General features: G+C 56.1%; 21 protein-coding genes. 14 read left to right on the top strand and 7 right to left on the bottom strand.

The genetic code is table 11. The features are described from left to right. Positions 1-60 precede the first annotated feature (60 nt). Positions 61-2,547 (top strand): DNA gyrase subunit A, encoded by a 2,487-nt coding sequence (gyrA, locus tag ACMTNU_RS01415; RefSeq protein ID WP_413933414.1) that lies wholly within the window; start codon positions 61-63, stop codon positions 2,545-2,547. Between the two features lie 16 nt (positions 2,548-2,563). Next, the gene (locus ACMTNU_RS01410) at positions 2,564-3,172 is read left to right on the top strand and encodes a hypothetical protein (protein ID WP_413933413.1); all 609 of its coding nucleotides are present in this window, start codon (positions 2,564-2,566) and stop codon (positions 3,170-3,172) included. Here ACMTNU_RS01410 and ACMTNU_RS01405 read toward each other — a convergent pair. Further along, a complete protein-coding gene (locus ACMTNU_RS01405; RefSeq protein ID WP_413933412.1) occupies positions 3,102-3,602 on the bottom strand; it encodes a DUF721 domain-containing protein in 501 nt (166 codons plus the stop codon). The two genes, ACMTNU_RS01410 and ACMTNU_RS01405, sit on opposite strands and share 71 nt — an antisense overlap. Before the next feature lie 52 nt (positions 3,603-3,654). Here ACMTNU_RS01405 and smpB point away from each other — a divergent pair, with 52 nt between their 5' ends. Next, positions 3,655-4,128, top strand: a complete 474-nt coding sequence (gene smpB, locus ACMTNU_RS01400; RefSeq protein WP_413933411.1) for an SsrA-binding protein SmpB — start codon at positions 3,655-3,657, stop codon at positions 4,126-4,128. Between the two features lie 807 nt (positions 4,129-4,935). Here smpB and ACMTNU_RS01395 read toward each other — a convergent pair. From ACMTNU_RS01395 to ACMTNU_RS01380, 4 genes are all read right to left on the bottom strand, one after another. Continuing rightward, positions 4,936-6,375: an ATP-binding protein gene (locus ACMTNU_RS01395; protein WP_413933410.1), complete on the bottom strand. Its 1,440-nt coding sequence runs from the start codon at positions 6,373-6,375 to the stop codon at positions 4,936-4,938. Beyond that, a complete protein-coding gene (locus ACMTNU_RS01390) occupies positions 6,372-7,055 on the bottom strand; it encodes a response regulator transcription factor (RefSeq protein WP_413933409.1) in 684 nt (227 codons plus the stop codon). Before ACMTNU_RS01390 ends, ACMTNU_RS01395 begins: the two co-directional genes overlap by 4 nt. 151 nt (positions 7,056-7,206) lie before the next feature. Further along, positions 7,207-7,758 (bottom strand): hypothetical protein, encoded by a 552-nt coding sequence (locus ACMTNU_RS01385; RefSeq protein ID WP_413933408.1) that lies wholly within the window; start codon positions 7,756-7,758, stop codon positions 7,207-7,209. 62 nt (positions 7,759-7,820) lie between these two features. Continuing rightward, positions 7,821-8,261 carry a ferredoxin-thioredoxin reductase catalytic domain-containing protein gene (locus tag ACMTNU_RS01380; protein WP_413933407.1) on the bottom strand — a complete coding sequence of 147 codons (441 nt, stop codon included), beginning with the start codon at positions 8,259-8,261 and terminating at the stop codon, positions 7,821-7,823. A gap of 100 nt (positions 8,262-8,361) precedes the next feature. On the opposite strand from ACMTNU_RS01380, the gene ACMTNU_RS01375 reads away from it, so the two are divergent. The 9 genes from ACMTNU_RS01375 to folE all read left to right on the top strand — a co-directional run bounded on the left by ACMTNU_RS01375 (position 8,362) and on the right by folE (position 16,999). Next, positions 8,362-11,355 (top strand): nitric oxide reductase activation protein NorD, encoded by a 2,994-nt coding sequence (locus ACMTNU_RS01375; protein WP_413933406.1) that lies wholly within the window; start codon positions 8,362-8,364, stop codon positions 11,353-11,355. A gap of 13 nt (positions 11,356-11,368) precedes the next feature. Further along, positions 11,369-11,776 carry a hypothetical protein gene (locus ACMTNU_RS01370; RefSeq protein WP_413933405.1) on the top strand — a complete coding sequence of 136 codons (408 nt, stop codon included), beginning with the start codon at positions 11,369-11,371 and terminating at the stop codon, positions 11,774-11,776. Positions 11,777-11,848: 72 nt separating this feature from the next. Continuing rightward, the gene (gene mdh, locus ACMTNU_RS01365) at positions 11,849-12,787 is read left to right on the top strand and encodes a malate dehydrogenase (protein WP_413933549.1); all 939 of its coding nucleotides are present in this window, start codon (positions 11,849-11,851) and stop codon (positions 12,785-12,787) included. A gap of 174 nt (positions 12,788-12,961) precedes the next feature. Further along, the gene (locus ACMTNU_RS01360) at positions 12,962-13,549 is read left to right on the top strand and encodes a urate hydroxylase PuuD (protein WP_413933404.1); all 588 of its coding nucleotides are present in this window, start codon (positions 12,962-12,964) and stop codon (positions 13,547-13,549) included. Positions 13,550-13,767: 218 nt separating this feature from the next. After that, positions 13,768-15,072, top strand: coding sequence for an NADH-quinone oxidoreductase subunit NuoF (gene nuoF, locus ACMTNU_RS01355; protein ID WP_413933403.1), 1,305 nt, complete (start codon positions 13,768-13,770; stop codon positions 15,070-15,072). Between the two features lie 14 nt (positions 15,073-15,086). Next, the gene (locus ACMTNU_RS01350; protein ID WP_413933402.1) at positions 15,087-15,422 is read left to right on the top strand and encodes a 2Fe-2S iron-sulfur cluster-binding protein; all 336 of its coding nucleotides are present in this window, start codon (positions 15,087-15,089) and stop codon (positions 15,420-15,422) included. A 75-nt stretch (positions 15,423-15,497) separates the two neighbouring features. Beyond that, positions 15,498-15,818 carry an iron-sulfur cluster insertion protein ErpA gene (gene erpA, locus ACMTNU_RS01345; RefSeq protein WP_413933401.1) on the top strand — a complete coding sequence of 107 codons (321 nt, stop codon included), beginning with the start codon at positions 15,498-15,500 and terminating at the stop codon, positions 15,816-15,818. A gap of 112 nt (positions 15,819-15,930) precedes the next feature. Continuing rightward, entirely contained in the window at positions 15,931-16,335 is a 405-nt protein-coding gene (locus ACMTNU_RS01340) for a 6-carboxytetrahydropterin synthase (protein ID WP_413933400.1), read from the top strand. 55 nt (positions 16,336-16,390) lie between these two features. Then, positions 16,391-16,999, top strand: a complete 609-nt coding sequence (gene folE / locus ACMTNU_RS01335) for a GTP cyclohydrolase I FolE (protein WP_413933548.1) — start codon at positions 16,391-16,393, stop codon at positions 16,997-16,999. A 228-nt stretch (positions 17,000-17,227) separates the two neighbouring features. Here the strand turns inward: folE and ACMTNU_RS01330 are convergent, their stop codons facing one another. Then, positions 17,228-18,073, bottom strand: coding sequence for an alpha/beta fold hydrolase (locus ACMTNU_RS01330; RefSeq protein ID WP_413933399.1), 846 nt, complete (start codon positions 18,071-18,073; stop codon positions 17,228-17,230). Positions 18,074-18,134: 61 nt separating this feature from the next. Here ACMTNU_RS01330 and ACMTNU_RS01325 point away from each other — a divergent pair, with 61 nt between their 5' ends. Next, a complete protein-coding gene (locus ACMTNU_RS01325; RefSeq protein WP_413933398.1) occupies positions 18,135-19,427 on the top strand; it encodes a replication-associated recombination protein A in 1,293 nt (430 codons plus the stop codon). Between the two features lie 50 nt (positions 19,428-19,477). Beyond that, positions 19,478-19,870, top strand: coding sequence for a PilZ domain-containing protein (locus tag ACMTNU_RS01320; protein ID WP_413933397.1), 393 nt, complete (start codon positions 19,478-19,480; stop codon positions 19,868-19,870). Between the two features lie 67 nt (positions 19,871-19,937). Here the strand turns inward: ACMTNU_RS01320 and ACMTNU_RS01315 are convergent, their stop codons facing one another. Beyond that, a complete protein-coding gene (locus tag ACMTNU_RS01315) occupies positions 19,938-21,779 on the bottom strand; it encodes an ABC-F family ATP-binding cassette domain-containing protein (protein WP_413933396.1) in 1,842 nt (613 codons plus the stop codon). Between the last annotated feature and the right edge of the window lie 39 nt (positions 21,780-21,818).

Below are 21,818 nucleotides of genomic sequence, written 5' to 3'. Positions count from 1 at the left end.
CGATCAGCTTTCCGGAGCTGGTGCCTGAAAGCTTATAGCTATGCGCTTTGAGGAGAAGACATGCCCCCTGATGAACGGTTAGGTCATATCGCGATCGAAGACGAGATGAAGTCCTCCTATCTCGATTACGCCATGAGCGTCATCGTGGGACGGGCGTTGCCTGATGTCCGTGACGGGCTGAAGCCGGTGCATCGGCGGATCCTCTTTGGAATGAGTGAAATGGGTTTGGCCTCCAATCGAGCCTACCGCAAATCAGCCAAGATCGTTGGCGAAATCATGGGGAACTATCACCCCCATGGGGATTCGGCTATCTACGACACCCTCGTGCGGATGGCGCAGGACTTCAACATGCGCTATCCCCTCGTTGACGGCCAAGGCAACTATGGGTCGATGGACGGGGACTCACCGGCGGCTATGCGGTACACCGAAGCCCGCATGACCAAGCTGGCTGAGGAGATGTTGGCCGATATCGACAAAGAAACCGTCGATTTCGGCCCTAACTATGACGAGTCGCGGCAAGAACCATTGGTGCTTCCGACCAGAGTGCCGAACCTCTTGATCAATGGGGCGGGGGGTATCGCAGTCGGCTACGCCACCAATATTCCCACGCACAACATTGCTGAAATTATTGATGGGCTCCTTCTGTTGCTGGAGAACCCCGAGGTCACGATCGCCCAACTCATGAAGAAAATTCCCGGACCGGACTTTCCCACGGCCGGCTTCATCTATGGCATGGGTGGGATCAAGGAAGCCTACGAGACGGGGCGTGGGCTCTTGAAGTTGCGCGCAAAGGTCGTGGTCGAGACCGACGAACGTACCGAGCGAGAACGGCTCATCGTCACGGAAATTCCCTACCAAGTGAACAAGGCCAAGCTGATCGAAAAGATCGCGGAGTTGATCCAGGACGATCGCATCAAAGGCATCTCCGATCTCCGAGACGAATCGTCTGATCGTGAAGGAGTTCGGGTGGTTATCGAACTGAAGCGGAATGAAATTCCCTTGGTGGTGTTGAATAATCTGTATAAACATACCCAACTCGAGACGACCTTCGGGGTCATCATGTTGGCGCTGGTAAACAATCGCCCGGAGATCCTCACTCTCAAGCAGATCCTGCATCATTTCCTCGAGCATCGACGCGAAGTCGTGGTGAGGCGGACCGCCTTCGAACTCAGAAAGGCCGAAGAACGGGCGCATATTCTCGAAGGACTCAAGATCGCCCTCGATCATCTTGACGCCGTCATCGCGCTCATCAGACGATCGCAGTCACCTGACGAAGCCCGTGCAGGGTTGATGCGGGAATTTGGTCTGACCGAGATCCAAGCCACTGCGATTCTCGACATGCGGCTGCAGCGTTTGACGCAACTGGAGCGGACCAAACTCATTGAAGAGTATCAGGAGGTGCTCAAGCAGATTGAATATCTGAAATCCGTGTTGGCCAGCGAGTCGTTGGTGCGCACCATCATCCAGAACGAGCTTACTGAGATTCGCGAAGCGTACAAAGATGACCGCCGGACCCAGATCGTCAAGGAAGAAGCCGAGATTAGTCTCGAAGATCTGATTGCAGCAGAAGAGGTGATCGTCACGATCTCGCATTCCGGATACATCAAGCGAAATGCCGTGTCCCTCTACCGGGCTCAGCGACGCGGAGGGAAAGGCAAGATCGGGATGGGGATTAAGGAGGAGGATTTCGTCGAAACGCTCTTTTCCGCCTCCACCCACGATTCGCTCCTGTTTTTTAGCGATGCCGGAAAGGTCTACTGGCTGAAAGTCCATGAGATTCCAGAAGCCAGCCGGTCAGCGAAAGGGAAAGCGCTCGTCAATCTGCTTGCCTTGGCCGGGAGTGAAAAGGTGACCGCAACCTTGCCGGTCAAAGAGTTTCGTGATGACCGCTATATCGTGATGGCGACCAAAAAGGGGATCATCAAGAAAACGGAATTGTCCGCATTCAGCAACCCCAGGCAGGGCGGGATCATCGCGCTAGGACTCGAAGGCGGGGATAAGTTGATCGGGGCTCAACTGACCGATGGGCAGCGCGAAATTTTATTGGGGACGCGCCAAGGCATTACGATCCGATTCAAAGAAGAGGAAGTGCGGTCGATGGGTCGGATGGCGCACGGTGTGAAAGGGATCACACTCGAAGAGGGCAACGAAGTCATCGGAATGGAAACCATTACTCCGGATTCGACCACCTCGATCTTGACCGTGACAGAAGGTGGTTACGGCAAGCGGACACCGGTGGGCGAATATCGAATACAGGGACGCGGCGGAAAAGGCATCATCAGCGTCAAGACCACTGAACGAAACGGATTGGCCGTGGGGTTCCTTCAAGTACGAGATGACGATCAGATCATGCTGATGGCTGCGCAGGGGAAAGTGCTGCGCTGCAAAGTGGATGATATCCGCGAAATCGGACGGAACACCCAAGGTGTTCGGCTTCTCGATCTCGATGGCGAAGGAGACCGAGTCGTCGCCGTGGCCAGATTGGCGGACGCCGCCGAACGAGAGGATGCTACGTCGGAGGACACCCCCGAGAACTCATCGGATTAAGCCAACCGGTCATTCGATGTCCAAACCGCTCTCTGCTTCTATGCCTCCGAATGACCAAAAGACCAAGAAGCCCCTCGACATTGTCGTCAAGTTCGCCCTCAGCGTCTTTGTCGGATCGTTTGCCTTAATCTGGGGAGGTATGTATCTGAGCCGTCCTGATCGATCGATTCCTCCCTATACGGTCGGTGCACAATCCGGCCTTCTCGTCGTGACGGACGTTCCTCGTGGTACAACCGATGAAGAGGTGGAGTCGTTGGTGAAACGCTTTCGAAAGGTCGGCCACCAGACCCATGATTTCGCTCGGATGAAGATCTATCCCACGACTCCTGGCGATCCAGATGGGTCATACAAGCAAATCATGATTTACGTATTTGATGATCATGGATGGACCGATCCGGATGTCCTAGCTAAGTATCTGGCTGGAGATGCCTCCGTGGCCAAAGACTATGAAAGGGCTATGCGCGGATATTATCGATTGCTGGATCAGGAGGAAGACGGTGGTCTCGGTCCAATGCCACAGGGCGGACGAATTTCCATCGAGACCCGGGTCCTATTCAAGGGGCGCGTGACGGACCCTTTGCCGGTTGAGGCGGAACCTGAGGGTATCGCGATATCACCTCTCTAAATCGCTCGCGAAGCGAGGGGTCTTGGATGGTCGTGGTGTGTGTCACGACTTCAGCCCATGAGCTCTCGGACTGCGCCGATCGGATATCGGGATCGAGATCACCCGGGGGTACTGCCAGATCGTTCGGAAGCTCTCCGACACGACCGACAATGTCCGTCACGAGTTCGGGATCAACGTCTGCCTGTAGTTTTGTGAGGAGAGCCGGTTTGAGAAAGGTCAATTGTTGAAGCCAGACGGAATTCCTGACGGTCAAATACAGCTTTTTGAATCGAATATTGGCCGGCCAGGTGTGGGACGCCATGGGCTCACCGACGATATCGCGCCACTGATGCTGCAAGCGCAGCTCCACCAGTCTCGATTCAAGGCCAAGTCGTTTGGACAGACCGGACAGAATCGTGCCGAAAGAATCGAGGGTGCCGGGGCGAGCCATCCGGTATCATAGGCGCTCGCGAAGACCGAGATCAAGGTAGTGGTGTCTGGGTATGGCGAAAGACAAAGAAGATCAACAGAAGGTGGTGGCCACCAACCGGAAAGCCTACCACGATTATTTTATCGAAGACAAATTCGAAGCCGGGATTGTGCTCAAAGGTACCGAGGTGAAATCGCTTCGGGACAGACGAGTGAACCTGCAAGACAGTTATGCGGGTGTCAAAGACGGCGAGGTCTTTCTCTACCACTGCCACATCAGTCCCTATAGTCACGGCAATATTATGAACCATGACCCGGTCAGAACTCGCAAATTGCTTCTTCATCGAAAGGAGATCAACAAGCTCCTCGGAAAGACACAGCAGAAGGGGCTCACGCTGATTCCGCTCCGAATCTACTTCTCAGAACGAGGCCAGGCGAAGGTTGAACTCGGATTGGCGAAGGGGAAAAAGCAGCATGATCGCCGTGATTCCATCAGGGCTCGTGAAGCAGGGCGTGAAGTAGAACGGGCGATCAAGGAGAGAAAGTAATGAGAGTGGGGTAGAGCGACAGCCGTTTAAGCAGGGGAGAGCCTCATGGTCAGAGAGCAGAGAGCGTTCCGATCATGATGGAGTCATCTACCCACCTTCCATCGAACCGAACCACATTCCGCTTCGCCGACAGAACCCGACCTCACCGCTGCCTTCTGCATGCCTGGTTTGAGACTGCGGAAGGTCCGAAAGGATCCGCTTCTTACGTAGCCCGTCCTCTCCCCAGTGACACCCCGGTGGGTTCCTGCTGGGACCTCCAAAGAAGGTAGACCTTCTTACTTCAATACTGCGGTCTGCCGGCCAGACAAGGGCACGACCCAACAACGGGGCTGTTCCGATTACCCTCGTGAGAGCTGCAACATTGCGTACAACACGCCGAAGATGCTGACCAAGATGAACACTTCAATAAAGGAGACCATGATCGTTCTTCACCCCCCTTCTCTTTTTTATAAGAATACGCTGTCAAGATGAAGCTACCGTGAGGAGATCATGAAGAGTTCTTCATATAGAACTGGTCCGGCCATGTTGCTGGAACAGATTGATAACGCGAAGAAGTCTGCACGTTCGGGGTTGCTCCGTGGTTAAGGGGTCAGCCAAACGACCGAACAGCACGCTCGAAAAGGCCACCATACTTGCTTTCGCATCATGTGCAGAACCAGTTCAGGGTACGAGAGTAGGACTCATTTCCTCGCACACAACAGCAGCACCGGCTAAGCTTGTGGCATGTCGGGGAGTGCTATAAACTAGGCTCCTTTGGCGATGAGAAATATCACCGGTCGAAGAGGATTTAGCCGAGCGTTCTGTTAATTAGGTGGAGCTGGAGAGAGGAGCAAGCATGGGCAACCGCAGGGTGAAGACAGACCCTTTGTTGACCTCGCTGGTGACGGAAATGCTCCCACCATGGGTTTCCATGATTTCCTTCACAATGGGGAGCCCAAGACCAGTCCCGCCGGCATCTTTCGCCCGCGCCCAATCGGTTCGGTAGAAACGTTCGAAGAGATGCGGAATATTCTCCGGCTCGATCCCATGACCCGTATCTTCGACGGCGATGGCAACCTCACGTCCGACTGCATGCAGACGAACGGTCACGGATCCGCCCGAGGGTGTGTACCGTAACGCGTTGTCCAGCAAGTTGATCAGGGCTTGCTTGAGCCACTGTGCGTCACCGAGCACAGAGGGCACCGGCTGGGACTCGAACGTCAACGTGATCTGACGGTCATCCGCCAAGAGTATCAACTCATCGATAAGCTCTTGAATCAACGGCTCCAAAGCAAGGGGCACGAGGTTAACCGGAGGTTTGCTACTGGTGAACTTTGCCAGAGTCAACAAGGGACGGGTTAACGCGATGAGCCGGTCGACCTGTTGGAGGTTGTTGAGCAGCACCTCGTGATACTCTTCGGTCGTCCGGGCTTTCATGAGTGCCACTTCGAGGTTTCCCTGAAGGATGGTCAGGGGCGTTTTCATTTCGTGGGCGGCGATTTCACAAAAATTTCGCTGGACTTCACTTCCGCGCTGGAATTGATCCAATACGGAATTCACCGCCTGGGTGAGTCGCCGGAATTCTCGATAGGGTGAATCGAGCGCCAGGCGTTTCCCAAGGTCGGCCTCCGACATGGTCTCGGCTCCCTTGCACAGGGTCTCAATCGGGGCCAGCACTTTCTTGGCCAACCAAAGACTTCCCACCCATGCCACAAACAGCGTGGCGCCGGATCCAAGGCTGAGCAAGAACACGAGCCCATGGAGCGTTTCCTGGTAGTGCAGCAAGGACGTTTCCGCCTGCAACACATACCGGAGACGTCCACCCTGTACGACAAGAGGCAGGAAGAGATGTCGTGCAGGAACGCCGTCCGGTGCGGTCAGCGTATCGAAGACAAGCGTCGAAATGCGGACTCGCTCAAGCACGCGGGGGGACAGCGAGTCTTGCGGGGAAGCATGGGGGCTGCTCCACAGAAGTCGGCCATCCGTCGAAAAGATGCGAAGGGCATGCGTGACATCAGGCAATACGTGCTGTTCCGTCAGGCTTTGGGTCAATTCATTCGTGGGAGCAATTTTGCGGTCATGCTTTTCGAGAATATCCGGATACTGCTCCACGAACTCGGCCAGACTCTCCGCCAGCACCAGCAGGCGCCCGTCGACGAACCGTTGCAGCAGGGTTTCACTGGCGGCATACACAAGCCCGGAAAACAGGAGAAGCCCGGCCATCAGAACGAAGGCGGACCAACTGATCAGACTGCGCAATGATTTCATGCGGAGGCGTCCGGCTCTTCGAGCATGTATCCGGCGCCGCGAACCGTCGCGATCAAGGGAGGGGAATAATCTCGATCAATCTTGGCACGGAGGGCGCGGATATGGGCGTCGACGATATTCGTCATTGGGTCGTAACTGATATCCCACACATGTTCGATAATCGCTGTTCGAGTGAGCACGCGATTTTTGTTCCGCAGCAGAAACTCAAGAAGCGAATACTCCTTGTTCGTGAGCGCAATTTCGTGGCCGGCGCGCCAGACACGGTGGGCAGCCGGATCTAATCGAAGATCGGCGGCCTGAAGATGGGCAAGTTGTTGGGAGCTGCCCCGTCGCAAGAGGGCCCGAACCCGAGCGAGCAATTCCACGAATGCGAACGGTTTCTCCAGAAACTGATCGGCACCCGTATCAAAACCTGACACCTTGGTTTCAACTGTGTTGCGTGCCGTCAACAGAAGCACGGGGGTGGAGATACCCTTGTCACGGATGCGTCGGCAGACAGTCAGGCCGTCCAACTTAGGCAGCATGATGTCGAGAATCACAAGATCGTAGGGGTTGTCCAACGCCAGGGCCAAGCCCGCTTCGCCGTCGTTGGCGACATCGACGGCGTACTGCTCTTCTTTCAATCCTTTTCGGATGAACTGAGCCAGATCCGTATCATCTTCAACCAGCAGAATTCTCATCGCCGCCCTTTAGTTCTATGGTTCAGGAGCGCTTCTACAGTAAGTGCCGCTGGGCCACATCCGTCGCTCCCCCGCTGAGAGAGCTCAGGTGGTTCGTACCCACGAGATGCGAACGCTGCTTCACGACGTGCACCGTCTAAGAGGCGGTCGCTTAGCAGAGGCTGCTTTTGCAATCGGTGACCACCAGGTTTGTCGCCTTTTCATCAGCATCAAGCTCAAGGGTCAACCAGGCGATCCCCACCGCTCGCTCATCTTGATGAGCGCCACCACTGCCTTCGAGCAGACTGACCACGTAATAGCGGCCTGCGGGAACTTTTGTGAACCAGAAGTGACCGGTCGGGTTGGCGCGTGTCACACGGAGATAGGGAAGCAAGCGCTTGTCGGTCAGCAATTGGTCCATGACCGTCCGAAGGCACTCGACGACCGAGCTCTGAGCCGTAGCGGCCTCAGTGGACGACGGTCCACCCTTTGAAGGGCACGCGCTTTCCCTGACCTGCTTGTCGAACCACGCGCGAGTATAGGATGAGATGGGAATTAACACGATCGACGCGCCGGCTTGAGTTACGGCTTTGCCTGAAACGGCCCGCAAAAATACCTGTCCTGCTGCGCTTCCATGGCCTTTGGCCTTATAGGCGAACAGTTCTTTCTCATTGAAGGCCGATGGATTTGGCGGAGGCGGCGCAGCGGCCTGTGCTGGAGCCACGAGAGAGCAGCTCATCAGAAAGAAGCAGGCAAGCCAGCACCTAACATCACCATGACGCCGTGTCATGTTGAGGACGCCGACGCCGTGGCTGATTCGTCCTGGGAAGTGAGAACCGGAACCGCCTTGTGCTTGAGGGCACGACCTTTGTCGGGAGTCGGATCGGTGATCAGCCCGTACACCTCTCGACCTTCATGACCCTCCGGCAAATATTCGGTAATCGGCATCCCATCTTCCCGCACAAACAGGAGGCAGTGACAGTATTTGTAGATCTGCATTTCGTCGCACGCGCAGATCCAGCGGCGGAGCTTGGCTTCCGCTTCTTTGTCCTTGTAGAAGTTGCATGGACAGAGCGGTTTCCCCAGTTCATCGATATGAGACGCCAATCCCTTGACGACCGCGTCCGTCACCGCAGCATTCGGGTGCATCGCCGTTCCACTTTTCTCGGCAAAACCCGCGATGAACTTCCTGATTTTCTCGAGGCTTTCCTCTGTCGGTTCAGCCATGGATCTCCTCCTCAGGGCTACAAGGGGCGGAACCGCTAGTTTACAAGGATAATTCGCTCCTTTACAATCCGTCCCTTCACGCTGATTTCGGTAATCAATCATGACGGACGTGGCGAGTCGACAATTGTTGCGAGACCGGCTGGTGTCTGAGTTGAGTCCGACGATCGCGGAGACTCTCGTGACGCGCCTGGCCCAGGAGACCGGCAAGCTAGATCTGTCCGCACAGGTCCTCATGTTGTTGGACGAACTCTCTGAACTGTCTGAGAAAGCAGCCTGTGCGGCGGTGGGAGCACTTCCGGAACTGGACAGAAGGGCCGGGCTTTCACAGATCATATTGTGGCTGGACCTTGGTATTGCTTTGACGGAGTCATCCGGCGCGTCCGCACTGAAATATTTCAAGGAAAGCCCTTTGGTCCTCGGGCTGATCGATTCCGGCGATGTCCGTACTGAGGTCTTGACCATCGGGCTGGAGATCGCCGAGCAAGATCCGAACGTGGCACTCGAATACATGCGTCAGGCTCCGCAGATCCTGTCCGACGTTCCCGTGACAGACCTCCGACCCTGGCTGGAAATCGCCGCGGAACTTACCCAGATCAACGTGGTCGTCGGACTGGAGTTTGTTCGGCACATCGGGAAGCTGGTTTCCATCCTGCCTCTTGATACGGTGCGAAGCTGGGCGGAGGTAGGTTTGAGGCTGATCGTGCCGAACAGTCTTGGAAAACCGGACTATGTGGCGACCATCGAATTTCTCAGGACCAGCCCGACGATTCTGGGAGAGATCGAAGACTCAGCGGTTCGTGCGAAGGTCGTGTCTCTGTGCCGGTTGTTGACCGAAGAGTCGCCGGAGGTGAGCATGCAATGGCTGGCTGCGTCGCCTCCTCTGCTACGAGGGCTGCCCTCCGTCGAATGGAGGGTCCGAGTGCTGCAGTATGGTTCCTTACTGGCCGAAAAACATGCGGCAGCGGCACTCAAATATCTCCAGCGGGCTCCGGAGTTGGTTGCACTCATCGGAAATATTCCAGATGCACTGTCACGATTCGAGAATTGGTTCAAGGCTGGAATGGAAGTGTTGGCCTACAGCCCGGACGGAGCGCTGGCATATTTTTCCGTTGAGTCTCAAGAAGCGCTCTCTTCTGTCGAAGCAGCGTTGAGCGGAGTACCGTTTCGGCAGGTCGCGCGGCGCCTGACGTTATTTGTCCAGGGACTCTGCGGGGCGGACGTGACGGTAGCCGCACTGCCGGATTCGGTCACGACTCCTGCCCGTGCAACGGTCAGCGAAAATGGGCAAGTCATTTCCTTGCCGGCGTTGCTTCGCCGCTATCCAACGGCCGAGGAGAACGAGCGCCTGTATCTCATGATGGCGGCACATGAAGCCGGCCACATAGAGTTCGGCACGTATCAACTCAAGCTGGAGTCCTTCACCGATCTTGTCGAGACCGTGCGGCATCGATACGGTCGATCCGATAGGGCGAGGCCAGACACCCTAGCTGATCTGTTTCAGCTGTACCCGAACCCCACACTGGTGCGGGATCTCTGGGTTGTGCTGGAGGATGCGAGGGTCGAAGTCTTGCTGCAAACGGAGTATCCGGGACTCCGATGCGACCTTGCTCGTTTCGCGTCTGAGTCCGTTACCCCGCGTGATCCGGCGCAAGGGGTGACGCCGAAGGAGCTCGTGGTCGATTGCCTGTTAAGGCTGTCGCTCGGTGAAGCTGAAGATTCCGTCGTGCCCAAAGCGGTCAAGGAAGAGGTTTCCATTCTGTGGAATCTGTGTCAGCCGGCTCTCATGACTACAGCGACGGCCGAGCAGGCGATACGTGTGGTTGATGCTGTCTACGTGCGGCTCGAGGAACTGTTGGCGGCTCGCGGTGAGATGATACAGGGAGAGGAACGTGAGCAACCGGAGGAGACCACAGCGGCCCAGGCGCAATCGAATGGAGCGGAGGACCAATACCGCTCGGTGACCGAGGTGGCCTATCGTGGCGCGATGAACCCGGAGTTCGTCAGGTGGAGTTCGGAGCCATCGGAGAAACAACCGCACCAGTCCCAGGCCCCAGCGGATGGCCCTGCCAGACGAGATGTTCCGAGCGCGAGACCCGTATCGAAGAGTGGAGAACTACTCCAAGAGGCACGCTCCCTGCCGTCCATTGTGGAAGAATGCCTCACCCTTGAACTCACTCCGCAGTCGAGGCAGCCGTCCGATGACGAACACGCCATCCTCTATTCTGAATGGGACTATCGGATCGAGGACTATCGGATGAATTGGTGTCGCGTGGTGGAACGACCGGCAGATCTCGGGTCCGACGAATTCGTGACGGAGACGTTGGCGGCCCGGCAGAGTACGGTCAAACTGCTCCGCCGGTTTTTTGAAGGGCTGCGTGCTCCGGCCTATCGCCGTGTTGCGGGGCGACCGGATGGAGAAGAGGTGGATCTCGATGCAGTCGTCCGACGAACAGCGGAACAGCAGGCGGGCATGGAAGGCGACGACCGAGTGTATATACACCATGACAAACGAGAGAGGGATGTGGCAGTCGCCTTCCTAATCGATATCAGCGGATCCACAAGTCAACACCTCGGAACCGGTCGGCGGGTGATCGACGTCGAGAAGGAAGCGCTGGTGCTGCTTTGTGAAGCGTTGGAGGCGGTCGGGGATCAGTACGGACTCTATGCGTACTCGGGTCAAGGACGAGCGAAGGTCGAATTTCTGACGATCAAGGACTTTGATGATCGACTGGGAGCGGCGACGGCACGTCGGCTTGGTGGTCTGGCTCCTCGGCACCAAAATCGCGACGGCACCGCAATTCGTCATGCCATGACGAAGCTGTCGACCCGTGATACGAAGCACCGCCTCCTGGTGATGCTGAGTGACGGAAGACCGTTGGATGATCACTATCGGGATGACTATTCGCTGGAGGATACGAAAGCGGCGCTCCGCGAGGCCAAGCGACAGGGAATCGAGACATTTTGCGTGACGATCGACCGGGAAGCGGAGAGCTATGTGCGCCCGCTGTATGATGAGACGCGGTACTGCGTCATCGACCGCGTCGAGACGTTGCCAACCAGATTGCCGCGTATGTACAGGCAATTGACGGCATAGCCCCATTGACAACATGACCAATTCGACAGGAAAACCAGCGGTCCCTGCCTGGCTGTATAAACTTTTCACGGGGCATCAGTATCCCTATGTCCGACGCCTGGCCAAGTTCGGGCAAGTCGTGAAGCCCGGCGAGGATCGTCCTGAGCCGACGAAGGACATGATCGAAGCAAAATTCTGGGAGGTATATCCTCGTTGTCGGGTGAAGGTCTTACAAGAAGTCAAAGAAGGCATGATCGTGGTCTTTCATGATCTCGGTGAGTATCCCCCGGGCAGCTTTCAGGCCCTCGTGGACAATCCGGAGGTGTTTCTGGCAAACACCTATGGGAAAAAGAAGATCAAGGTCAACTTCTATGATGACGAAAATTTCGTGTGTACGATCAACTTCAAAGTTGCAGGGTGGACTGAACATGAACACGCGTGAACAGTCAGGAGTGAGGGGTAAGGGGACGTTACGCTTCACGCCTCACGAATCACGTTTTACGAGGTGGGAATGATGGCACGACCGAAAATCACAGTGGTAGGGGCAGGAAACGTCGGTGGGACGACGGCGCAGCGGTTGGCTGAGAAGAATCTCTATGACGTGGTCCTTGTCGATATCAATGAAGGCATGGCGCAAGGCAAGGCGCTCGATCTTTCTCAAGCTGGGCCAGTGTGCGGTTACGACACCCGGGTTGTCGGCACCAAGGACTATGCCATGACAGCGGGATCGTCGATTGCCGTGATTACGTCCGGCATTCCACGGAAGCCGGGTATGAGTCGCGACGAATTATTGGCGACGAACGCGAAAATCGTGAAGTCCGTCGTCACGGAACTGGTGTCTCGCTCGCCGAACATTATCCTGATCCTGGTCACCAATCCATTGGACGCCATGGTGCACATGGCGCTTCGTGTCAGCGGTCTTCCCAAATCGAAAATCATCGGGATGGCAGGTGTGCTGGACTCGGCGAGAATGCGCACGTTTATCGCCGAAGAACTGAACGTACCGTCGACTGAGGTCGAGGCGATGGTCTTAGGAGGACATGGGGATACGATGGTGCCGCTGCCGCGATATACCACGGTGAAGGGACGACCGGTGTCGGAACTCATGTCGAAAGAAAAATTGGATGCCATTGTGAAGCGGACACGCGATGGCGGAGCAGAAATCGTCGGTCTCTTGAAAACAGGGAGTGCGTTCTATGCTCCGTCGGCCTCAGCCGTCTCCATGGTGGAGGCGATCCACAAGGATGAAAAGCGGGTCATGCCTTGTGCGGTGCTGTGCGAGGGCGAGTATGGGCTGAAGAACGTCATCGTCGGTGTTCCGGTGAAGATCGGATGTGGGGGTGCCGAACAGATTATGGAGTATGACCTGACCAGTGATGAACGAGCGGCATTGGATACGTCAGCCAATGCCGTGCGAGAACTCTGCAGCACAGTCGATCGACTGATGGGATAGGACAGTCACTGGTCAATCGTCATCTGTCATTAGCAAGAGAACGAGTCTTTCACCAGTGACCAATGACAAGTGACTCACGACCGATTCGATCGACGTAGCGGCTTGACATTCAGAGAAAAGCTGTCGTACAGACAACGGCCTAGGCCATCAACCGTTTTTTAAGAGAGGGGAGTTATGAAATTTCTTGAAGATCCGATGCAGACGATGGGAGTGGGATTTGCCCTCACCGTCGTCTTGATCATGATATATCTGGGATTAGCCGGCATTGGCGCGGGCGAGGCGGACTGGGGTCAGATGATCCTTCGCTGGGTGCATTTCCTGGCTGGGATTACCTGGATCGGGCTCCTGTATTTCTTCAACCTGATCAATGCCTCGTTCTTGAAAAGCCTGGATGGGCCGACCAAGAACATCGTGATTCCGAAGCTGATGCCGGCAGCGCTCAATTGGTTTCGGCATGGGGCCACCGTGACCGTGCTGGCCGGGGTGTTATTGTATGGGCATATGTATCACAAGGGTGGAACAGGAGCGGTGGCTTTGGCCATCGGTGGGTTGCTCGGCATCATCATGATGGGCAATGTTCATGGCATTATCTGGCCGAACCAGAAGAAGATCATTGCTGCCGTCACTGCAGCTGCGCAGGGAACCCCGGCGCCGCCCGAGATGGCACAGTGGGGGAGAACCGCCTTGCTCGCTTCCCGCGTGAATTTCATGCTCTCGATTCCCATGCTGTTCTTCATGGGGGCCGGTAGCCATTTCAGATAGAAAATTTGATGCGTGGCCGGAAGGGGGGTACCCCTCCGGCCACGGTTTCCATCACTCTCCTTCTCCTATCTCCTGCCCCTCCATGCCTAGGCTTTGACTAGGCCTCCTAGGCCTAACTGTTTGAGATTCAGGCCCATTTGTGACTGGTTGCCTTGACGGAAGAAGAGGCAGAACCGTATAGTACCCGCTCAACCTTGAAGAATTCAGAGCGGATAGCTATGTCCACGCTTACAGAACCTCGCCTTGTTCAACAGATTGAGGGAGCTCCTTGGGAGATCGAGGGGTATCTCAAAGTCGGCGGCTATGAAGCCTGGAAGCGGTGCGTGAAGGAATTGAACGCGGCTCAAGTCATTGATGAGCTGAAAAAATCAGGGCTTCGTGGACGGGGTGGCGCAGGATTTCCGACAGGGATCAAGTGGGACAAAGTCCTTAATCACCGGGTGAAGGAACGCTATTTCGTGTGCAATGCCGGCGAACATGAGCCGGGCACGTTTAAGGATCGGTATTTATTGAAAACGTTGCCCCATCAACTGATCGAAGGTTGCTTGATCGCTTCCTTCACGGTGCAAGCAAAAGCGTCCTTCATCTACGTGAACCATGAGTACCATGAGGAACAGCAGAATCTGAAGAAAGCCATCGCCCAAGCAAAGGCACATGGATTCTTGGGGAAGAACGTCCTGGGCAGCGGCGTCGATATCGAGTTGGAACTCTTTGATGGTCATGGCAGCTACGTGGCAGGTGAAGAAACGGCGATGTTGGAATCGATGCAGGGTCGTCCCGCGATGCCGCGACAGAAGCCTCCGTTTTATCCGACCGACTTCGGCCTCTATGGTAAACCGACTCTCGTCAATAACGTTGAGACCCTGTGCAACATTCCGCGGATTCTGCACAAAGGCGCCGGGTGGTTTACCCAGATTGGGACGGAGAAGTGTCCCGGGACGATGATGTTTTCGTTGAGTGGATCGGTGAATCGACCCGGTGTGTATGAGATGCCGATGGGCGTGACCATCCGTGAAATGGTCGAAGAGTGTGGTGGCGGAGTACCTGGTGGTCGCAAGATTAAGGCTGTTTTCCCGGGTGGGCCGGCCTTCCCGATGGTGACGGTGGATCAGCTCGATCTCACGATGGACTTCGATTCACTGAAGAAGGCGGGGACTGGGCTAGGGTCAGCCGGGATGATCGTCGTCGACGATGCGACGTGTATGGTGGCGAAGACACTGCATTTTTCGAATTTTTTCAAGAATGAGAGCTGCGGGCAGTGCCCGCCGTGCCGTATGGGTACGAACAACCTGGCCATTCTGATGACCAAGATTGAATCCGGACAGGGTACTCAAAAAGACCTCGACAGTATGTTGCAACTCTGTGGCTTCGTCAAAGGCACTGGCTACTGCACGCTTGTCACCGGTGCGTCGGTTCTGGTGCAGAGCAGTTTGAAGTTGTTCCGTCACGAATACGAAGACCACATCCGACTGCAGCGGTGTCCTTATCAGGAAACACCGGCAGGGATTGTGACCCACTCCTAGGAGGAGACGTCATCATGCCACGAGTGACGTTTCTGCACACGGACGGGCGAAGCGGGGAGGTTGAGGAGAACGTCTCACTGCTTGAGGCTGCCAAGGAATTGGGATTTCGACTGAATCACGATTGCGGCGGGAACGCATCCTGTACGACGTGCCGGGTCGAGGTTCAGATGGGGCAGGAACATCTCTCCGAGATCGACTTTGACGAGCAGGACCTGCTGGATCGCGAAGCGTTGACAGAGCCCTGGCATCGCTTAGCATGTCAGGCTCGTGTGTTGGGGGATGTCGTGGTGCGTGTCCCCGAGGCTAAATGGGAGCAGCCACAGCGAGCGACATCGGAGGCAAGGGGTTGATATTGGAAGAAGAGGTGTTAGACTAACATTCTAGCCAGCCGAGTAGGCTGGAACGATCCATAGAGGAGGATGACAATGGTTAACATTACGGCGGTGGCGGAACAGAAGATCAAGGAATTGATGGCCGAGGAGAAGGATATCGTCGGGTTGCGGGTCTACGTCCGCGGTGGGGGATGCCACGGGTATCAATATGGGATGGCCTTTGAATCCAAGATGGCCGAGGATGATACCGTCATCGAAAAGGGTGAGGTGAAGCTCATCATGGACTCACAGAGCGCTCCCTTGCTGCAAGGCGCGGAAGTTGACTACGTCGACAGTGTGCAAGGCTCGGGTTTCTCGATCAAGAATCCTCAGGCCAAGACGACGTGCGGCTGCGGCAGCTCCTTTAGCGCGTAAGCGTGGCTACGGGATGACCGTAGGAATGCCGATCATGGACTCTCCTGTCTAAGACTGTTCGAACATCGGGCAGTCTTAGCTTTTTCACCCACACCACGAGTGACCGGATTGAATGTCACAGATATTTGTGACCAGACGCTATCGCTTTTGCGCCGCCCATCGGCTGCATACGGATCTCCTCTCCCCTGAAGAAAACTGGGCTGCCTTCGGCAAATGTAACAATGCGAACGGTCACGGGCATAACTATGTGGTCCTGGTGACGGTTCGTGCCGGAACGGCAGAGAGTTCGACCAACCTCGATTCTCTTGACCGCATCGTCACCGACAGGGTCATCGAACGCTTTGATCATCAGGATCTGAACAGTGACCCGGCGTTCTCTGCCTTGACTACCACAGGAGAGAATCTTGTCGCAGTGATCTGGGACATCCTCAACCCGCTGCTGCCTGCCGGTCGTCTGCACAAAGTCGGGGTCATTGAGACCAGAGACAACTATTTTGAATATACGGGCGCCAGTTAAGGCGAAAGGGAATATCGTGAGAAAGTCACCAAAACGAGAGAAACGACCGACATCGGTGGAAGACGCCAACGGAAGCGGACGGGCTCCGGACTTGCCGGTCCTCCAATCGCTGGTTACGGAGGTGCTCCTCGCCCTCGGCGAAAAGCCGAGTCGGAATGGGCTTCTCAAGACCCCTGAGCGAGTGGCCAAAGCCCTGGCCTTTATGACGCAGGGGTACCAGCGTGATATCGATCACCTCCTGAACGGTGCGCTGTTCCCGATCGAATATGACGAAATGGTCATCGTCAAAGACATCGACTTTTTCAGCATGTGCGAACATCACTTGCTGCCGTTTTTTGGTCGAGTCCATGTCGGCTACTTGCCCAACAAGAAGGTGGTCGGTCTCAGCAAGATCCCGCGGATCGTCGACATGTTCGCCAGGCGTCTGCAAGTTCAAGAACGGTTGACCGTGCAGATTGCTGAAACATTGAGCACGAAGCTGAATGCCCATGGTGTCGGCGTTGTGATCGAAGCCCGACATCTTTGCATGATGATGCGGGGAGTGGAAAAACAAAACACCGTGGCCGTCACCAGCTCGATGCTGGGAGCGTTCCGCAGTCAATCGCAGACGCGTGAGGAATTTTTGAAATTGATTCGACGGGGCAGCGTCGGCGATCCAGAGTGAACGCTCTATGGATCTCCCTCGTCAAGCCAGCGTCTATCTTGCTAGCAGTCTGCTGAAAAACTCGGTGTATACATCAACCACCGTTGAAACAAGAGAGAGAAGTAGAGCACGAACACCCAGGATGCTCAAAAAGGTTGTCCAGCAAGGCCGCAGCGAGTGAGGAGGCGAGGCGTACGCTTTGGTACGTTGAGCCTCTGAGCGATGCGAGAACGCCGCTGGCGGACTTTTTCAGCATCCTGCTAGAAGCAAACCAAAGGAACGGATCGCTTCATTGAACAGCTCCGGCTGTTCCAGGTTCGAGAGATGGCCTGCTCCTGGAATGACGGCCAGGCGGGCATCGGGAATCCTCTCCGCCATGAGCCGGGCGTCGGCAGGTGGTGTCGGCAGATCCAGCTCGCCGACGATAATCTGAACAGGACATAAAATCTGCGTTAAAAGAGGCTGCGAATCAGGCCGCTCCGCCATCGCCATCAGATCTCCGGCAATGCCACTCACTTGATTGCCCTCGATCATTGTGCGCACCCGTTGAACCAGCTCCGGCCTCGTCTGAATCGTGGCAGGGCTCAGTAACTTGGGAATCATGATCTCGGCGATCGCCCCCGCCCCTTGTCTGTACGCAAGCTGAGCCATCTCAAACCGTGCCCGTTTTCCATCCTCTGTATCGGCCTGGGCTCTCGTATCGGCCAACACCAATCCTTTGACGCGCTCGGCATACTTTCGATAGAAGGCCAAGGCGATGTATCCACCCATCGAGAGCCCGATAAAAACTGCTTGCCGGATGGAAAGGTGATCGAGCAGGCTGCGCACGTCATCGGCTGCCTGATCGAGAGAATAGTGCCAAAGCGGTGCATCGGACTCGCCGTGTCCTCGCAGGTCGATCGTAATCACTCGAAACTGTGCTGAAAGACCTTTCTCTTGTTCCGCCCACATGGTGCGGTTGAGCGGAAAGGCGTGGAGAAAGACAAGGGGGAGTCCGGTCCCCAGATCGTTGAAGGCGAGGGAGATATTATTGACCTGAGCGAGCATGAGATAGTCCTGGTCAAACGTCGTACCATCGGCTGTCGGTATGGTCAAGAGGTCATTTGCGCTCAGATGGCCCGGCGTATACAATTCTCGAAAAGTTGTGAGGAGTGAGATGACCCGTTCTCGTGATCAGGCCCCAGATCTATTCACGGTGCACCATGAACAAGTCGTTGACGCTCCGCTTGCAGAACGGATGCGTCCCCGTGTGTTCGAGGATTTCGTGGGGCAGGACGACATCACCGCAACAGATCGACCGCTACGACGGGCCATCGAGGCCGATCAGCTCTCTTCCGTCATCTTCTGGGGGCCACCGGGATCGGGAAAGACGACACTCGCTCATCTGATTGCCAGGTATACGAAGGCCCAGTTTGTATCCTTTTCGGCCGTCACCGGCGGCGTGCCCGAGTTGCGCATGATCATCAAGGCGGCCGAGCAACGCCGGTTGATCAACGGTCAGCGGACCATCCTGTTTGTGGATGAAATTCACCGGTTCAACAAAGCGCAACAAGATGCCTTTCTTCCCCACGTCGAGCGAGGTACCATCATCCTGGTCGGCGCAACCACGGAAAATCCCTCGTTCGAAGTCATCAGTCCGCTATTATCACGCTCGATTTTAGTGGTGCTGAAACCCCTGAGTGATGAAGCCCTCGGGCGGATTCTGGATCGAGCACTGAACGATTCAGAGGTCGGTCTGGGACAACTGAAGGCCGCAGTGTCACCACAAGCCTGTCAGCGCTTGGTCGCGTTCGGCAATGGCGATGCGAGGGCCATGTTGACGGCATTGGAGTTTGTCGTGAGGCAGGCGCCCAGAGAGTCTGATGGCACACGCGCGATCGATGTAGCAATGTTGGAAGCTGCGTTGAATGCGAAGGCCCTACGGTATGACAAGACCGGTGAAGAGCACTACAATACGATCTCGGCTTACATTAAAAGTCTGCGGGATTCCGATGCAGATGGGGCGCTCTACTGGTTGGCGCGGATGTTGGAAGCTGGAGAGGATCCGACGTTCATCGCCCGCCGGATGGTGATCTTTGCATCGGAAGATGTCGGCAATGCCGACCCGCTCGCTCTTGTCGTGGCCGTTTCGGTGGCACAGGCCGTCCAACTCGTCGGGCTTCCGGAGGCCCAGATCAATCTGGCCCATGGGACGACGTATCTTGCCTCACGGCCGAAGGACAACGCGTCCTATATCGGTCTCCTGGAAGCGAGCAAGGATGCACAAGCCCATGGAAATCTAGGAGTTCCGCTCCATCTCCGGAATGCCGTGACGTCTGTCATGAAGGATTTGGGGTATGGAACCGACTATCGCTATGTGCATGACGATCCACGTGCACGGACAGAGCAAACTCACCTTCCGCCGGTGCTCAAAGACCGCCGGTACTACCGCCCAAAGCCATCTCCATAGGGCCAATTGCAGGGGTTTACATTCTCGTCCTATCGATTATACTTAGAACGATGAGGCGAGGAGAAGGAAAACTGTCGGGCCATGCCACCGCACTGAGTGAGCGGCGGAAATTCGTCCGCGCCGAATTGGTTGGGTCTGCCTTGGTGTCGCCGAAGAGCGGCGGGCGCGCCTGTACGGCGGTTCTGGATAATGTGAACAAGATCGGAGCGGGGTTTCACACCAAAGAACGGTTCCCGTCGAATGAGCGGGTCACCGTCTCACTCGCCTTCCTGGATTCCGATCGAGTGGAGCAGCAGGAAAAACTCGACGGCATGGTCGCCTGGGTGAGGCCATGGGAAAAGAAGGGATTCCTCATCGGAGTCGTGTGGGATGAATTGGTGACCAAAGAAAAGCACCGCTGGCTGTACTATTATCTGGAAGAAACTCTCAAAGCCTCCGTTTGAGACCCTGGCTCGAAACGTTCTCACCCGTCGCCGGTCAACAACACCTACGCTGCGTGTGGAGACTTCGCTAACCCATCGACACGAGTTGTTGCTTCACACTCTCGAGTTCGGCCGAGAGTGATTCCCAGCGAGCAGTCAGTCGTTCGAGATCCCGCTTCCAGCCGTCCTGTTCCTGATGCAGAAGATTCCAACGATCGAACTCAGCATAGAGTTTCGGATCTGAGAGCTCAGACTCACGCGCTTTGATTTTGGTCTCCGCCTCGGCAATTTCTGTTTCTGATCGGGAAATCTGCTTTTCCAGTCGGGCCTGTGTCTTCGTCAAGTCTCGTCGTTCGCCGCCCTTCCCCTTTGGTTGAACCTGTTGAACCATCGCACGGGTCGGGCCAGAAGACGTGGGCGTTGAACCACCCGCGAGTTCCTCGCTTGTTTCCTTGATCGATTCAAACTCCTGCGCCTTTTTCCAGAGATAATACTCGTAGTCCCCGATGAAGTTCCGGGCCTTCCCCTCTTCAATCTCGACGACTCGAGTGGCGATGCGGGCCAGAAACGTCGGATCATGCGAAATGAAGATGATCGTCCCTGGGAATTCCGCCAAGGCGTCCGTGAGCACATCGACGGAGGCAGGATCCAGGTGGTTCGTCGGCTCATCGAGCAAGAGGGTATTGGCCGGTTCCACCAGCATACGGGCGAGGGCGACCCGGTTCCGTTCACCACCGCTCAACGCCTTGATGGGTTTCTTCTGATCCTGGCCGGAGAACAGGAATGCACCCGCGATCCCCCGGAGAAAGTTCATCTCCGCATGTTTGGTGACCTCTTCGAGCGACTCGAGCACGGAATGCTCAGGGTTGAGCGTCTCCGCCTGATGCTGGGCAAAGTAGTGCAGGGTCACCCCGTGGCCGACCGTTCGGGTGCCGGTATCGGGCGCCAGTACGCCGGAGAGCATCTTCAAGAGCGTACTCTTGCCGGCCCCGTTTTCACCGACCAGCGCGACACGCTGACCACGCTCCACGGAAAAATCGAGAGTCTGATAGACCACCTTTTCACCGTAGCGTTTGCTCGCCCCGACGAGATCCAATACCTGACGACCGCTGGTAGAAGGAAGGGGAAATCGGAACTTGACGCGTTTCGGGTCCCGCTGGATTTCAATCCGCTTCACCTTGTCCAGCTGCTTCAACCGCGATTGCACCTGACTGGCCTTATTGGCCTGATAGCGGAACCGATCGACGAACTTCTGAACACGGGCGATCTCTTTGGACTGTCGGGTTGCCGAGGCTTGGAGCTGGGCATCCCGCTCCTCCTTCAACCTGGTGAAGAGCGAATAGTTGCCCCGGTATTCCTCGATTTTATGATGGCGGAGTTCCCAGATGTGTGTCACCACGCGGTCCAGAAATGCGGTGTCGTGGCTGATGATCAGGAGCGTCATACCGGATTGGATCAGAAACTGTTCAAACCAACGCTGGGTCGGTTTATCCAAATGGTTCGTCGGCTCGTCGAGCATCAACACATCGGGATTCGAGAGGAGCAGATGGGCCAGGGCTACCCGCATCCGGTAGCCTCCGGAGAGTTTCTCGACGGGGCGATCGAAATCGGCCTCGGTAAACCCCAGCCCCATCAGGATGCGCTTGGCCTCGTGTTCAGGGTATTCGTCGCGGTGGGCGGCGTCGAGAGCGGTCTTGCCCGTGATGGTTTCCAACTCTTGCGGGAGATAGCCGATGCGAAGGCGAGGCCGCTTGCGGATCGAGCCTTTGTCCGGTGACTCTTCCCCGAGGACCATGCGAAAGAGCGTCGTTTTCCCGGCGCCGTTCGGACCGACGAGACCGACCCGTGAATTCGGGCGAAGATGTGCGGAGGCGTCCGTCAGGAGCACCTTCGTCGAATATTGCTTACTGATCGATTCAATTTGGAGCATCGGCACAAACCTTCCGTGTGAAGTGGAATCACCAGATCA

The organism is Nitrospira sp. BLG_1, from assembly GCF_047338595.1.
Lineage (GTDB): Bacteria > Nitrospirota > Nitrospiria > Nitrospirales > Nitrospiraceae > Nitrospira_D.
The sequence above is the reverse complement of the archived record's forward strand: the minus strand, read 5'-3'. Positions and strand labels throughout refer to the sequence as shown.

Excerpts from the sequence above, each read along its gene's own strand:
- ACMTNU_RS01395 (WP_413933410.1), bottom strand. The coding sequence starts at position 6,375 with ATGAAATCATTGCGCAGTCTGATCAGTTGGTCCGCCTTCGTTCTGATG.
- ACMTNU_RS01370 (WP_413933405.1), top strand. The coding sequence starts at position 11,369 with ATGACCAATTCGACAGGAAAACCAGCGGTCCCTGCCTGGCTGTATAAA.
- erpA (WP_413933401.1), top strand. The coding sequence starts at position 15,498 with ATGGTTAACATTACGGCGGTGGCGGAACAGAAGATCAAGGAATTGATG.
- ACMTNU_RS01405 (WP_413933412.1), bottom strand. The coding sequence starts at position 3,602 with ATGGCTCGCCCCGGCACCCTCGATTCTTTCGGCACGATTCTGTCCGGT.
- nuoF (WP_413933403.1), top strand. The coding sequence starts at position 13,768 with ATGTCCACGCTTACAGAACCTCGCCTTGTTCAACAGATTGAGGGAGCT.
- ACMTNU_RS01340 (WP_413933400.1), top strand. The coding sequence starts at position 15,931 with ATGTCACAGATATTTGTGACCAGACGCTATCGCTTTTGCGCCGCCCAT.
- smpB (WP_413933411.1), top strand. The coding sequence starts at position 3,655 with ATGGCGAAAGACAAAGAAGATCAACAGAAGGTGGTGGCCACCAACCGG.
- ACMTNU_RS01390 (WP_413933409.1), bottom strand. The coding sequence starts at position 7,055 with ATGAGAATTCTGCTGGTTGAAGATGATACGGATCTGGCTCAGTTCATC.
- mdh (WP_413933549.1), top strand. The coding sequence starts at position 11,849 with ATGGCACGACCGAAAATCACAGTGGTAGGGGCAGGAAACGTCGGTGGG.
- ACMTNU_RS01350 (WP_413933402.1), top strand. The coding sequence starts at position 15,087 with ATGCCACGAGTGACGTTTCTGCACACGGACGGGCGAAGCGGGGAGGTT.
- ACMTNU_RS01410 (WP_413933413.1), top strand. The coding sequence starts at position 2,564 with ATGTCCAAACCGCTCTCTGCTTCTATGCCTCCGAATGACCAAAAGACC.
- ACMTNU_RS01325 (WP_413933398.1), top strand. The coding sequence starts at position 18,135 with ATGACCCGTTCTCGTGATCAGGCCCCAGATCTATTCACGGTGCACCAT.
- ACMTNU_RS01380 (WP_413933407.1), bottom strand. The coding sequence starts at position 8,261 with ATGGCTGAACCGACAGAGGAAAGCCTCGAGAAAATCAGGAAGTTCATC.
- ACMTNU_RS01375 (WP_413933406.1), top strand. The coding sequence starts at position 8,362 with ATGACGGACGTGGCGAGTCGACAATTGTTGCGAGACCGGCTGGTGTCT.
- gyrA (WP_413933414.1), top strand. The coding sequence starts at position 61 with ATGCCCCCTGATGAACGGTTAGGTCATATCGCGATCGAAGACGAGATG.
- ACMTNU_RS01320 (WP_413933397.1), top strand. The coding sequence starts at position 19,478 with ATGAGGCGAGGAGAAGGAAAACTGTCGGGCCATGCCACCGCACTGAGT.
- ACMTNU_RS01360 (WP_413933404.1), top strand. The coding sequence starts at position 12,962 with ATGAAATTTCTTGAAGATCCGATGCAGACGATGGGAGTGGGATTTGCC.
- ACMTNU_RS01315 (WP_413933396.1), bottom strand. The coding sequence starts at position 21,779 with ATGCTCCAAATTGAATCGATCAGTAAGCAATATTCGACGAAGGTGCTC.